Annotated in this window: 14 protein-coding genes; 5 read left to right on the top strand and 9 right to left on the bottom strand. The window is 59.2% G+C overall.

Translation table 11 applies throughout. The features are described from left to right. Positions 1–463: 463 nt before the first annotated feature. Positions 464–1,369 carry an NADP-dependent oxidoreductase gene (locus GW587_RS30440; RefSeq protein ID WP_166108656.1) on the bottom strand — a complete coding sequence of 302 codons (906 nt, stop codon included), beginning with the start codon at positions 1,367–1,369 and terminating at the stop codon, positions 464–466. A 101-nt stretch (positions 1,370–1,470) separates the two neighbouring features. Between GW587_RS30440 and GW587_RS30435 the strand changes: the two genes are divergently transcribed. Continuing rightward, positions 1,471–1,875 (top strand): winged helix-turn-helix transcriptional regulator, encoded by a 405-nt coding sequence (locus tag GW587_RS30435; RefSeq protein ID WP_166108655.1) that lies wholly within the window; start codon positions 1,471–1,473, stop codon positions 1,873–1,875. Positions 1,876–2,057: 182 nt separating this feature from the next. Beyond that, complete coding sequence (locus tag GW587_RS30430) at positions 2,058–2,999, top strand: GlxA family transcriptional regulator (protein WP_166108654.1); 942 nt, start codon at positions 2,058–2,060, stop codon at positions 2,997–2,999. Positions 3,000–3,004: 5 nt separating this feature from the next. Here GW587_RS30430 and GW587_RS30425 read toward each other — a convergent pair whose 3' ends face one another. The 5 genes from GW587_RS30425 to GW587_RS30405 all read right to left on the bottom strand — a co-directional run bounded on the left by GW587_RS30425 (position 3,005) and on the right by GW587_RS30405 (position 7,895). After that, entirely contained in the window at positions 3,005–3,838 is an 834-nt protein-coding gene (locus GW587_RS30425; RefSeq protein WP_166108653.1) for an N-acyl homoserine lactonase family protein, read from the bottom strand. 9 nt (positions 3,839–3,847) lie between these two features. Beyond that, positions 3,848–5,062 carry an MFS transporter gene (locus GW587_RS30420; protein ID WP_166108652.1) on the bottom strand — a complete coding sequence of 405 codons (1,215 nt, stop codon included), beginning with the start codon at positions 5,060–5,062 and terminating at the stop codon, positions 3,848–3,850. Positions 5,063–5,114: 52 nt separating this feature from the next. After that, on the bottom strand, positions 5,115–5,873 hold the full coding sequence (locus tag GW587_RS30415) for an SDR family oxidoreductase (protein WP_166108651.1): 759 nt from the start codon (positions 5,871–5,873) through the stop codon (positions 5,115–5,117). Between the two features lie 33 nt (positions 5,874–5,906). Further along, positions 5,907–6,704, bottom strand: a complete 798-nt coding sequence (locus GW587_RS30410; RefSeq protein ID WP_166108650.1) for an SDR family NAD(P)-dependent oxidoreductase — start codon at positions 6,702–6,704, stop codon at positions 5,907–5,909. 321 nt (positions 6,705–7,025) lie between these two features. After that, the gene (locus GW587_RS30405; protein WP_166108649.1) at positions 7,026–7,895 is read right to left on the bottom strand and encodes a LysR family transcriptional regulator; all 870 of its coding nucleotides are present in this window, start codon (positions 7,893–7,895) and stop codon (positions 7,026–7,028) included. A 92-nt stretch (positions 7,896–7,987) separates the two neighbouring features. Here GW587_RS30405 and GW587_RS30400 point away from each other — a divergent pair, with 92 nt between their 5' ends. Beyond that, entirely contained in the window at positions 7,988–9,073 is a 1,086-nt protein-coding gene (locus GW587_RS30400; protein WP_166108648.1) for an L-dopachrome tautomerase-related protein, read from the top strand. A 55-nt stretch (positions 9,074–9,128) separates the two neighbouring features. Beyond that, the gene (gene nfsB, locus GW587_RS30395) at positions 9,129–9,782 is read left to right on the top strand and encodes an oxygen-insensitive NAD(P)H nitroreductase (RefSeq protein WP_166108647.1); all 654 of its coding nucleotides are present in this window, start codon (positions 9,129–9,131) and stop codon (positions 9,780–9,782) included. A gap of 25 nt (positions 9,783–9,807) precedes the next feature. Here the strand turns inward: nfsB and GW587_RS30390 are convergent, their stop codons facing one another. Continuing rightward, the gene (locus GW587_RS30390; RefSeq protein ID WP_207393708.1) at positions 9,808–10,740 is read right to left on the bottom strand and encodes an AraC family transcriptional regulator; all 933 of its coding nucleotides are present in this window, start codon (positions 10,738–10,740) and stop codon (positions 9,808–9,810) included. 85 nt (positions 10,741–10,825) lie between these two features. Between GW587_RS30390 and GW587_RS30385 the strand changes: the two genes are divergently transcribed. Then, entirely contained in the window at positions 10,826–11,671 is an 846-nt protein-coding gene (locus GW587_RS30385) for an SDR family oxidoreductase (RefSeq protein WP_166108646.1), read from the top strand. A gap of 90 nt (positions 11,672–11,761) precedes the next feature. On the opposite strand, the gene GW587_RS30380 is transcribed toward GW587_RS30385, so the two are convergent. Continuing rightward, on the bottom strand, positions 11,762–12,301 hold the full coding sequence (locus tag GW587_RS30380) for a hypothetical protein (protein WP_166108645.1): 540 nt from the start codon (positions 12,299–12,301) through the stop codon (positions 11,762–11,764). Then, on the bottom strand, positions 12,298–12,753 hold the full coding sequence (locus GW587_RS30375) for a (2Fe-2S)-binding protein (RefSeq protein ID WP_166108644.1): 456 nt from the start codon (positions 12,751–12,753) through the stop codon (positions 12,298–12,300). Before GW587_RS30375 ends, GW587_RS30380 begins: the two co-directional genes overlap by 4 nt. Between the last annotated feature and the right edge of the window lie 9 nt (positions 12,754–12,762).

Raw genomic sequence — 12,762 nt, 5'->3', positions numbered from 1 at the left:
GCGCTGCGCCACTTGCTTGACCGCAGCGATCTTGAATTCTTCCGTATATCGTTTCCCGCTCATACTCACTCCTTTAGCCTAGAATTATGGCTCAGAAGTGTCTACAGAACTCGTGGCGATTCATGTTGGTGTTTTTTTTCGAAAACAAACAATGCTGAGCTATCTCAATCTGCGATAGAACTAGCTGGCCCTTAGGCAATGGATTTTCATTTAAGGCTAAACATCGTGTCACTTCGCGCCTAGGGCGCGGACAGCAATAGACCAGGTGCTTTTCGTCATGTGATCGCCCATCCAGTCCCCCGCCACGGCAGCGCTGAGTGCGCATAAAACAAGCTGTTCTCGCGGCCTCTTTTAAGCTGTCGCCTTACTTGAGTTAGCGTTCATGTAGCCAGCAGATGGCGTATCAACTGGAACTGCTTTACATGTTCGCTCACGCCAACTCAACAAGTTCTACGCCCATATACTACGGGCGCAGCACTATTTTCCCCTGTTTGCCCGATTCTTGAGCCAACCCGGCAGCCGACAATGGAAACACGCCCGAAATATTAACCACAAGCTTCCCGCTTGCCACTAGCTCCGCTAGCACGGTCAGCCTGTCTCGTGAGGTCTTGGTTGCCACATGCTGGGTACGAATGCCAACCGGGGCCGGTGGTGGCGCTTCAAACAATGACACGAGTGTGGCACCATTATTCATGGCCGGATAAATCCTCGCCATGCCGGCCGCACTCACACCATCCACGACCAGACTTAAACCATGCAGATGCTGTTCGAATCCAGATTGGCGATAATCGAGGACTTGATCTGCGCCAAGGCTTCGCACAAAATCAAGATTTTTCTCCGATGCCGTAGCCGTGACATGTGCGCCGGCCAACTTGGCCAACTGCACAGCCAGGTGGCCAACACCACCGGCGGCCCCTTGTATCAGCACCCGAGCGCCGGGCGCGAGCTTCACGCTATCCATCACCGCTGCCCAAGCCGTTAGTCCAGCCACAGGCAACGCCGCAGCTTGTTCAAAACTAACGCCGTCCGGGATCGTCGCCAATTCGCTGGCTTGGTAGACGACGTATTCCGCATAACAGCCGCTATTGGGCGCAATGCCACCGAACACTTTGCTGCCCACAGTCAGATCGCTGCCTGGACCAACCGCCTCAACGACGCCTGAGAAATCCGTGCCTGCCGTATAAGGCTTGGGTATCCATTCACTGAGATAGCCTTCTCTGACGCGGCGATCTACCGCATTGACCGATGCGGCCTTAACGCGTACCAAAACTTCGCCGGCCTTCGGCACCGGTATTGGTGCGTCAACCATCACCAGCTTTTCGGGTCCACCGGTACCTTGCAGGAGTATCGATTTCATAAATTGTTTCATCGCTGGGTTCCCATATTTTGTTAGATGGGAGCATGATATATTATGGAAACCTAGTGTCAATTAGGCACCAACCCAACACTAAGTAACCAGAAGGAAACCGGATGAAACCGCCAGATATTGCTCAGCCCACGCTCACAACCTGTACCGCTAGAACCCTGCTGATGGATTTACAGCTGGCAGAAAAGTGGACCTATTTGATTTTGTACGGCCTTATCGAGCGGACCATGCGTTTCAACGAAATTAAACGTCGGGTCGAAGGCATATCCCAAAAAGTCCTGACGCAATGTCTGCGAAATCTGGAGCGCAATGGAATGGTCCAACGCGAAGTCTTGCCGACGTCCCCCGTTACGGTGGAATATAGCGTGACTGAGCTGGGCGCAAGCCTCGCCGGTCCAATGAATGCGCTATCCGGTTGGCTGATGACATACCAAACTGATATCCAACAGGCACAGATGAAATTCGACCAGCGACAGGTAAAAAAGACGCCGACGTTAGGTGCCGTGTAGTTGAAGCTTGAGGCGAAAATATTCGATAGGGCGACGCGTAGTAGGTCCGCAATTCAGCTTGTTGCTAATGACAGCGATCCGGTTCGGTCAACGGTAGCTCTATCTATAGGGATAAATTTCCACCCCCGCATGCGACACCAATGCAAGATATGATGTCACATCATTTTCACATGGAGTAAAGCATGCATCGCATAGGCTACCTGTTGACAGACGGATTTCAGATGCTTGCGCTGGGCACGCAATCAGTATTCGAATTCGCCAACTCTGTCCTGGATCAGCCTTTCTATGCGGTGGAACAATACGCGATAGAGGCTGGCGGGGTGCGCTCGTCTATGGGTGTAACTGTTTCCTGCAAGGCGATCAGCGATGCGGGGCGGCTCGACACTCTTGTACTGCTAGGCGTCACCGATCCGCTTGGCAATCCGACGCCCGCCGACCTGGTCGATTTTCTTAAAAAGCACAGCGACATCTGGCGTCGCGTTGCCGGCATCTGTACCGGCGCCTTTATTTTGGCGGAAGCCGGACTGCTCGAAGGTCGACGCGCCACCACGCATTGGGCGTATGGCCGCACGCTTCAGCAGATGCACCCAGGTGCCAACGTCGAAGAAGATCGTATCTACATGGTTGACGGTCCGATCTGGACTTCCGCCGGTATGACAGCCGGGCTCGACTTGGCGCTGGCCCTCGTAGAAAAAGACTTGGGTAATGATGTGGGCCGCACGGTGGCGCACAAGATGGTGATGCATCAACGCCGCTCCGGCGGACAGACCCAGCACTCCGAACTGCTCCAACTGTCTCCCAAGTCGGACCGCATCCAAAATGTACTTAGTTATGCTCGCAAGAATCTGCACCGAGCGGTAAGCGTGGAAGAACTAGCCGAGAGCGCCAACCTCAGCCCACGCCAGTTCAGTCGTGTATTCACCGCTGAGACGGGCCAGTCACCGGCCAAGGCGCTTGAAGGATTGCGCCTTGAGACGGCGCGTTTGATGATAGAACAAAGCCGACACCCGCTAGAAATAATCGCGCGAGAAACAGGCTTCCGGGATCGACGCCACCTGCGCGAAGCCTTCGTGCGCGGCTTTGGCGTCCCACCGCTATCGCTGCGGCGGGAGTCGCGTGCATAAAACGGTTAGTTCAGGTAGCCAGGCAGCACTGGCAATTTGGCGTTGTCTGCCGGCTCGTGCTGGATAATCAGCCGCGCGCCCGTCTTGCTTACGATTTCCTCCAGCCGCGCCGACGACTTTAGTGTGCTGTCGTGGTCGAAGTTAAAGGTAGGCACCTGGTTCCGTGCGCGGTTTTCGGTAAAGTGCCACTGATCACCAGACAGGATCACTGGGCCGGTGTGCGGCAGCGTCAGTTGCAGCGCCATGTGGCCCGGCGTATGGCCTGGCAGCAGGATCGCCTTGACCGTACCGTCGCCAAAGAAATCGTAATCGTCATCAATCAGTTTCAGGTGATCGGGCCGTATGCCCAGCAGCTCGGGTTCGATGAAATGTTCCGACGCCGCCTTCTTATCAGAAAGGACCGCGAATTCCAGCTTCTGCATCATCAGCGTGGCATTCGGGAAGTCCTTGGTCTGACCGGTGTGATCGAAGTGCGAGTGCGACACAGCCACATAGCGGATGTCGTCGCTCTTGAGACCGATCGTGCGCAGCTGATCGACGATCGTGGTCGACAGCTTCATCTCCAGCGAACCGCTCTTGACGCCCTGCTGGAAACTCTTGGCAAAGCCTGTATCCCACAGCATCCAGTCGTCGCCGTGCTTGATCACATAACAGGAGATGACGATATCGTAGGTCTGTCCCTTGTATTCACCGCTGTCGGACATCATCGACAGATCGCCGAAGTGCATCGTGCCGCAATCGAGGCGGTAAAGCCGGACATCGGTGGGCGTCGGCGCGGCCTGCGAGGCCCCGGAAAAAGCGAGCATGCTCGCCAGCATAAATGCGTAGATGGTTTTCATTGCGTACCTTTACGTGTTGGATTTTTTTGCTAAAAATAATGCGATAAATTCTGACAAGCCCGCCAGCAGGCCAATCCCCCAAAGGGCACCGGTATGCAGGATGCCGGCGCCGATAGCGCTTCCGATGGAAAAGCCCAGATACATGGTGGAGGTGTTGAGCGACAACGCGACCGGCGCTTGCGGAGCCTGCCCTGCGGCGATCAACTTGGCCATCTGTGCCGGGAAAAATGCCCACACGCTAAATCCCCACACCGCGACAGCCAGCATCACCGGCCATTGCGCCATGGCGGGCGGAAGCATGGTGGCCGCCGCCATCAGCCAGAACGAAGCCGCCAGCAAAACCAGCGCGACCCGCACTACACGGTTAGCGCCGAGGCGGTCGTTGAGGACGCCGCCGGTCAACACACCAGCTGCCGCAAACACGCCCCACAGCGTTACGGTCGCACTGATGCCGCCCTCACCAAAACCCAGGACAGCGCTCAGGTAGGGGGCGATATACGGGTAGCTGGTGTATGCACCGATCGACCAGAACAGTGTGACCGCCAACAGGCGCCGCACCTGCGGCTGCTTCACGACGCCAATGCGATCGGCGATGGTTGCTACCGCCGGCCGACCGCCGCCGTGACGAGGCACGCCAGCCAAAATGCCGGCAAATGCAACCGCCCCCATCACCGCCACGGCGAGGAAGGTCGCTTGCCATCCCCAGGCATGTCCTACGACAGCGCCTAGCGGCAATCCCAGCGCGATGGCGATGGTCATGCCGCCGCTGACAATTGCCAGTGCTCGACCACGCCGCTCGGTTCCCGCCAGCGCGCCGGCGAGGGCATTGGCGTTTGGCACATACAGGCCGGCCGCGACCGCCATCAACACCCGCGCTACAAGGAGACTGCTGAAGCCGCTCGCGAAGGCAGCCGCCACGTTGGCGGCGGTGAAGACGCCTATCGCCAGGAGTAGCGTATCGCGCCGATTGAGGCGCCCGCTCATCAGCGTGGTGACGGGTGAACTGAGCGACAGCGCTAGGGTAAAAACCACCACCAACGTAGCGACGGCAGACACGCTCATGCCGAAATCAGCGGCCATCTTGGGTAGCAGCGGCGCGATCATAAAACCTTCGGTGCCGATGGCGAAGGTGCCCAGTGCGAAAAAGAGCGCCGGGTATAAAGAGCCAGGTTCGACACTAGCACCAGCCGCTACGGGGATTTGCGGAGAAGAGATTTTAGACATGGCTTACCTCATAACGAAGGCGCGGCCGCCATGAAGCAGCCGCGCCAACCGGTCAGACCGGAATTGGGTTGACCATCATTTCGGCGTTAAAGCCGTTGAACACCCCGTATTCGCCAGGACCAGGATTGGCCCTGAAGCCGTGGATCGCTTCAACAACGACCTCCTCGCCATCGTTTGCCAGTCCCTGCATGGTCTCGGCGATGAATGCATCCAACGGCATGGCGCGCGGGTCGCCGCTCTTTTTGATCAGGTCGGTATCCACCCAAGGTGGTGCAATTTCCTGAACCTTCACCTGGGTATCGCGCAGCATGAAGCGCTGCGACATCGCGTAGGAATGCAGCGCCGCCTTGGTCGCCGAGTACACCGCGGTCACGGCCAGCGGCACGAACGCCAGCACCGAAGTGTTATGAATGATGGTCGCTTCAGGCTGTCCTTTCAGGTGCTCGATCAGCGCCGAGGTCAAGCGGATCGGACCGAGCAGATTGGTATCGATCAAAGTGCGGGTCAGGGCATCGTCCAGTACGCTGCCCGCATCGTCGAATGGCATGATCCCGGCGTTGTTGATCAACACGTTGAGCGATGGATAGCGTGCTATCAGCGTCTTCGCCGCAGCGTCGATGCTGGCGAAGTCGGCCACATCCAGCTCGATCGATTCCATGCCGGGATTAGCTGCCACAACTTCGTCCAGCAAAGCCTTGCGGCGACCGCCGATGATCACTTTGTTACCACGTTGATGGAATGCCTCTGCCAAGCCACGGCCGATGCCGGATGCGCCGCCGGTGATGAAGATGGTGTTTTGGGTCAGTTTCATGATTTGTCCTTAGTAAGTGATGTGGGTAGTCAATTAAGCGGTGGTGTAGCGGGGTGCCGGCGTATTGGTCGACAAGTGCGGTGCCAGGGCTTTACGCGCGCCGTCATAAGCCTCCCAGTAAGCGTCGTCCTGCAGCGATGGAATGGAGACCAGCTCGCCGCGATCAAAGCCGATCAGCGCCGCGCGCACCAGGTCTTCGGCACGCATGACGATGTTGGCTGGCAGGTGCTCCAGCGGCAGGCCACCGGTGGCCCAGAAATCGGTCGCGGTCGCGCCTGGCAGCACGGCTTGTACGCGTATGCCCTTGTCTGCCAGCTCGTGGTGCAGTGACTGGCTGAAGGCCAGGACGAACGCCTTGCTGCCGCCGTACACGCCGTTGAGGACTTCCGGCGCGATCGCCACGATGGACGAGATATTGATGATGCCGCCCTTGCCGCGCGCCACGAAGCCAGGCATGGCCGCGTATGTCAGGCGGGTCAGCGCCGTCACGTTCAGATCGATCATCTGTTCCATGCGCTCGACGTCGCTTTGCAGCAGCGGCGTATGGGTGCCGACGCCAGCGTTGTTGACCAGCAGCGTGATGCTGGCATCGTCGCGCAGCTTGGCTTCGACCAGGCCGCGCTGTGCGGGAATGGCCAGGTCTGCATCCAATACCTCGACCACACGGTGAGTGGCCGAGGTGATGCGAGCGGCCAGTGCGTTAAGGCGTGCGCGGTCGCGCGCCACCAGAATGAGGTCATAGCCTTTTTGGGCCAGCTGTTCCGCGTAGATGGCACCGATGCCGGAGGAAGCGCCAGTAATAAGCGCGGTGCCTTGATACGTTTGCGTCATGATGCGACTCCTTTTTTGGTAAGCAAGATTGCGTGAAGACATAGTAGGCGGACATCGCAACGCAGCAAACGACGTAGATGAGCATGATTTAGGACGCGCATGGCGCAAATCGGTCACGCGTCGCTCAGGAGGAAAGGGAAACAGACGGCAGCTCGGGGCGAGCCCAGGTTGACGGGGAAGGACAGCAGATGCTGTATAGGGCGCGTGAACAGCGGATTGAATTGGTCGACGCCGCGCGCACTTGCACGACGACGATGGCAGCGAGCCTAGCGCCTCGCGCCTGCCGCGTCGAAGTCAGGCCCGTCGGACAAGACAGCGCCGCTAAACGCTGGTTTCTCGAAGCTGGTGCAGCACGCTTTGCAAAACGGTGCGCACGCGCGGCGAACGTTTAAGATCTTTATGATATCCAGCCCAGACCGTTCGTCCTGGCGGTGCGTCTTGAAGATCGAGGCGGACCAGGCCGGCTGTCGAGTCTCCAACGCAGTTGGGCAGAACCGCGATGCCGCCGCCTGCCGCGCAGAGTTTGGCCTGCACGTCGCGACTGTTGGCACGCAGTCCGGTCGTCGCGTGCGGCAAGCGCTGGCTCAGCCACGCAACGTCGGCGAGGCTATCGAAGTTCGTGTCCATGGTGATGAGGACATGCTCTTTGCGGGCGCCTGCATCGCTGCGGCGTTGCAAATAGGTTTGGCTTGCATAGGCACTGAACGCGATGTCTGCAACACGTGTCTGCACGACGTCGGGCTCCTCGAATTCGCGAAATCGGAAACCAATGTCGGCTTCGCGCCGGGCCAGGCTGATCAAACGGGTCTCCGTGATCAACTCAATGATGAGATCGGGATAGTCGACACGTATGTCGGCGAAGACCGGCGCCAAGAGGTGGGCACCGAACCATTCGGTGGTCGATACCCGCACCATGCCCTTCAGTTGGGATTCTCCCGTAAGCCTGCGCTGTACCGCTGAAGCTTGTTCCTCCATTTCCTCGATACTCGCGAGTATCGAATGACCCTCGCTGGTCAATACGTAGCCATCGCTGGTTCGCTGGAATAGCGGGCGCGCCAGCGCTTCTTCCAGCGCCTGAAGACGCCTGCCCACGGTAGGCTGGGAAAGGCCAAGCCCCCGCGCCGCGCCGCTTAATGTCCCGTGGCGTGCGATCGCCAGGAACACACGGTAATCATCCCAGTGTACGGTCATTCAGTTTTGAATAGAAAGTATGCGCATAATTGGATTCTAATTCACAAAGGAATGCAATAACCTGAGTCTTTCAAAACCTCTGGAAAAATATCATGTCTCGTCAATTCGTTCTGGCAGCGGGAATATTTGCTCTCGCCACCGCAAACAGCGGTGTTGCAGCGCCCACTTTGAAGGTCGAGGCGCGCTCCAACAGCATGATATGGAACGCCGTGGCGGTCGATAAAGGGCGGGTGTTCGTCGCTGGCCCGCGCTGGACTGGTTCCAAAGGCCCGTCGGTCGGCTTGATCAATAAACACGGCGATCCCACGCCCTACCCCAACCAGAAGTGGAACGACTGGAAGGAAGGCGGAGACAACCAACACGCGTTCGTCAACGTCAATGCCATCCATCTCGACGGTCACGGTAGCCTCTGGATCATCGACACCGGCTCTCCACAGTTCGGCGGCGATCCGCTGCCCGGCGGCGCCAAGGCGGTGCAAATAGATCTGGCGACTAACCAAGTAGTGCGCACCATCGCGTTCGGGCCGGCAGTCGCCCTGCCAGGCAGCTATGTCGATGACATCAGGATCAATGGGCGGCATGCCTACCTGACGGACGCGGGAAGACCCGGCCTGATCGTTGTCGATCTCCTCACTGGAGCAGCGCGCCGTGTGCTGGAAAATGACCATTCGGTCGTTGCACCGACAGACAGACCAATCAATGTCGCCGGCGCTATCGTACGCGGCGCTGGCGGCCAACCGTTGGCGGTCAATGCCGATCCATTTGAACTAAGTGTCGACGGACAGACCTTGTTCTATGGACCGCTCTCGGGTCCCTGGTCACAGGTGCCGACGAAGTTGCTTGACGACCCCGCCGTCGCAGCCACAACCTTGGCCGCCGCCGTGAAACCCTGGGCCGACCTGCCCCCCATCGGCGGCTCGGTCACGGATACCAAGGGCAACTTGTACTACACCGAACTGCGAACCAGCAGCTTGATGAAACGCACGCCGGATGGCGCGATCTCCACCGTGTTGAGCGATCCGCGCCTGCACTGGGTCGACGCGCCTGTGATAGACGCCCAATCACGGATGTGGCTTCCAGTACCGCAAATGGACCGGGTTCCCGCCTTCAACGACGGTGTCTCGCGCGTGCAGTGGCCGGTGACGTTGTACAGCATCGACCTGAAGGATGTGAAGTAGCCATCAAGCTCGCGTCTTCAATCAATCATCACACTTACTTCCGAAAAAATACACCATGGATATCGTACACATCGCGGCAAAACGCCACACCGTCAAGTCGTTCGACCAACAACGGCGGATACCTGATGCCGTCTTCGAACGCATCAGGGAACTGCTGCGCCTCGCCCCGTCGTCCGTCAATTCCCAGCCCTGGCATTTCTTCATCGCCTCCACGCAGGAGGGCAAGGAAAGGGTCGCGCAGTCTACCGACGGGGACTATCAATACAACTCGCGCAAGATCCGCGAAGCCTCGCATGTGATCGTCCTGACCACAATGGCAGCGACGGATGCGGGACACGACGCAGCCGTGTTGGCTCAGGAAGTCAGTGATGGTCGCTTCGCCGATGAACGGGCGAAGGTGTCGCAAGCCACCTCGCGCGCATCGTATACCAACATCCATCGTTACGAGCGCAAGGACTTGCAGCACTGGTATGAGAAACAAACCTACCTGGCGCTTGGCACGCTGCTGTTGGGGGCGGCCGCCCTGGAAGTGGACGCGACGCCGATGGAAGGCTTCGACAGCAAGGTGCTCGAGCACGAGCTGGGCCTGAACGAACAGGGGCTGACCGCAACCGTGATCGTTTCATTGGGTTACAGCGGTGGCGACGACTTCAATGCCAAATTGCCGAAGTCGAGGTTATCCAAGGAGACCTTATTCACCGATATCTGAGTATGGTCTCGAGAAGACTAGTGGCTTAGCGCTGATCCCGCTGGTACTCTCTGGGAGATCGGCCGGTCACACGCTTGAATGCGTTACTGAAGGCGCTGTCGGAGGCGTAGCCGAGCGACGCCGCGACAACGCCCACGGAACTGCGGCCATCCTGCAGTGTGCGTTCCGCAAGCCGCATCCGCCATTCGGTCAAATAGGCCATCGGCGAGATGCCGGCAACCGCCTTGAAGTACGATGAAAAGGTTGCGCGTGACATAGCGGCCGCCTTCGCCAGCTCGCCAAGCTGCCAGGCGCGCGCTGGATCGCCGTGCATCAATTGCAGCGCGGGCGCCAACCGCTTGTCACCGATGGCCCGGAGCCTGCCGCTGGCGATCGGTTCGGCATCCTCAAAATGCGCGCGCAGGATTTGGATGAACATCAAATGCGCGAGCTGTGATGAAGCTGCGACGACACCTGGCAAGTTATCGTCACGTTCGCGAACTAGTTGCTCCAACAACCAGCGCAGCGAGGGTGCATGACGCGACGCGGCGCGAATATGTATCAAGTCAGGCAAGCCTTCGAGCAGCAACTGCCCCCGATCATCAGACAGTTCAACTTTACCGCCGATCATAAAAAACTCATCGCCCTCGCCATGACTAGCGATTGCACCCTGCCGCCCTTCAAGCACGTCCGCCAATTCAGAAGGACGGATGGCGAGGTCGCTAGCCAACACATGCGAACGTGGCGCGCGCAATAGAAACACATCTCCCGGTGCGACGGCGATCGCCTCGCTGTCACCCTCAACCACCAGCCAGCAATGACCTCGTACTATGCCCCAGAACTTGATGCGCTGGGTAGGTGGAAATGCAATGGCCCACGCGCCGCCGGCCACCAGCCCGCCGGACATAATGGATCGCGCATCGATTAGCTTCAAGAGGTCGGAGAAGGGATCTAAGTGCATTTTCAGATTTTCACGCATAAATCATGGACAAGCAAGCATTCAAATGCTGAGGCCCGATTGTTATCCTGACTGTTCTTGTAGAGCCTTCCTAAGGAGCATGAAAATGACACAACAACGAACTTGGTTCATTACCGGGGTCAACAGCGGTTTCGGCCGGAGCATGACGGAGCAATTGCTGGCGCGCGGCGATCGCGTCGCGGGTACCGCACGGGACCTATCGGCGATGACAGAGTTGAAGACGCGCTATGCCGATCTCCTTTGGCTGGCAGAACTCGACGTGACCGACTCGGCCGCGATCCGTCGCGTTGTCGACCAGGCGTTCCAGCAATTGGGTCGCATCGAAGTTTTGGTCAGCAATGCAGGTTACGGCCTGTTCGGTGCCGCAGAAGAGATAAGCGATGAGCAGCTCGTCCATCAAATGGATACCAACCTTATTGGTTCCATGCAGTTAGTTCGCGCCGTGCTTCCCCATTTCCGACGTCAGCAAGCGGGTCGCATCCTCCAACTATCGTCGGTGGGTGGACAGGCTGCGTTTCCGGGCGCCTCCGCATACCATGCGAGCAAATGGGGGATTGAAGGTTTCATTGATGCGGTGGGACAGGAGGTAGCCACATTCAATATCGGCTGCACTTTGGTCGAACCTGGTGGGGCGCGAACGGCCTTCCGCTATGGCAGTTCACAACTTGCACCGAGAATCGAAGCATACGACACATCACCGGCCAGCATGGCGCGGCGCATGATCGAAGAAGGCACCAGCATACCGATTGGCGATCCGGCAAAGATGACTGCGTTGATGATCGCAAGCGTCGACCAACATCCAGCGCCACAGAGGCTGGCCTTGGGGAGCGACGCCTATGCCACGATGCACCGCCAGCTTAGCGCCCGCCTCGCCGCGTTGGAAGCGCAGAAGGAACTAGCTCTCTCCACCGATTTCGCGGCGGATAGCTAATACTGCATATCGCCGTTCCCGGGATATCGATACGCGGCGGCCACGCTCCGCAAACCCTCAGGGCTGCATTGCTCTGAATGCGCGCTACAGTTATCTCGGGCACGGCATGCCTGCCGCCGCCCACTTCTCCAGCACCTCGACAAAGGCCTCGTGCGACATCGGCGGTTGGGTGCGGTTGGCGCCGGGGTTCCAGGCCCACAGCACCAGCGGATCGGTTTTCATGTGCTCGATCACCTGTTCGCCGGTTTTGCGATTGCCGTTGCGGGCCGGGTCGCGCATCTGCCGGCACACGCCCTTCTTGTCCAGCCCTTGCCAGCGCATGCTGAGCGGCGCCAGATGCCAGTTCGGCGCGCCGGGCACCTTGCCTTGCGCGGTGTTGCCGGCCTGGTGGCAGGCGGCGCATTGCAGCACCGCCGAGCCGTGGCCATCCTTGCCGCGCACCACCTGCTGCGCATGGATCACCGCGAAATCTTTCTGGCGCGGCGCGTCGGCCTGATGGCAGTTCACGCAGCGCGGCGTCATCACCACGCTGGCGACCGGGTCGAACAGGGCGGGATCGCCTTTCTCGGGGGCGGCGTGCGCCAAGCCGGCCAGGCCGGCACACAGCAGCAAGATCATCCGCCGCATCATGCCTGCCCCGCCGCTTTGTGGATGGCGGCGCGGATGCGCGGATACGTGCCGCAGCGGCAGATGTTGCCGGACATGGCCTGGTCGATATCCTTGTCGGTGGGCTTGGGGATCGCGCGCAGCAGCGCGGTCGCGGCCATGATCTGGCCCGACTGGCAGTAGCCGCACTGCGGCACGTCGATCTCGGCCCAGGCCTGCGCCACCCGCTTGCCGACCGGCGTGGCGCCGATCGCTTCGATGGTGGTGATCTTCTTGCCGACCGCCGCCGACACCGGCATCACGCAGGCGCGCGTCGGCTGGCCGTCGATATGGATGGTGCAGGCGCCGCACAGCGCCATGCCGCAGCCGAACTTGGTGCCGGACATGTGCAGCTCGTCGCGCAACACCCACAGCAGCGGGGTATCGGCCTCGGCCTCGACCGCCATGCTCTTGCCGTTGATATTCAAAGTAGTCATCGTGGTTCC

It is taken from the genome of Duganella aceris, assembly GCF_011090165.1.
Taxonomy (GTDB): domain Bacteria; phylum Pseudomonadota; class Gammaproteobacteria; order Burkholderiales; family Burkholderiaceae_D; genus Rugamonas; species Rugamonas aceris.
Note: the sequence above shows the minus strand (reverse complement) of the source record. Positions and strands in the feature narration are given on the sequence as shown.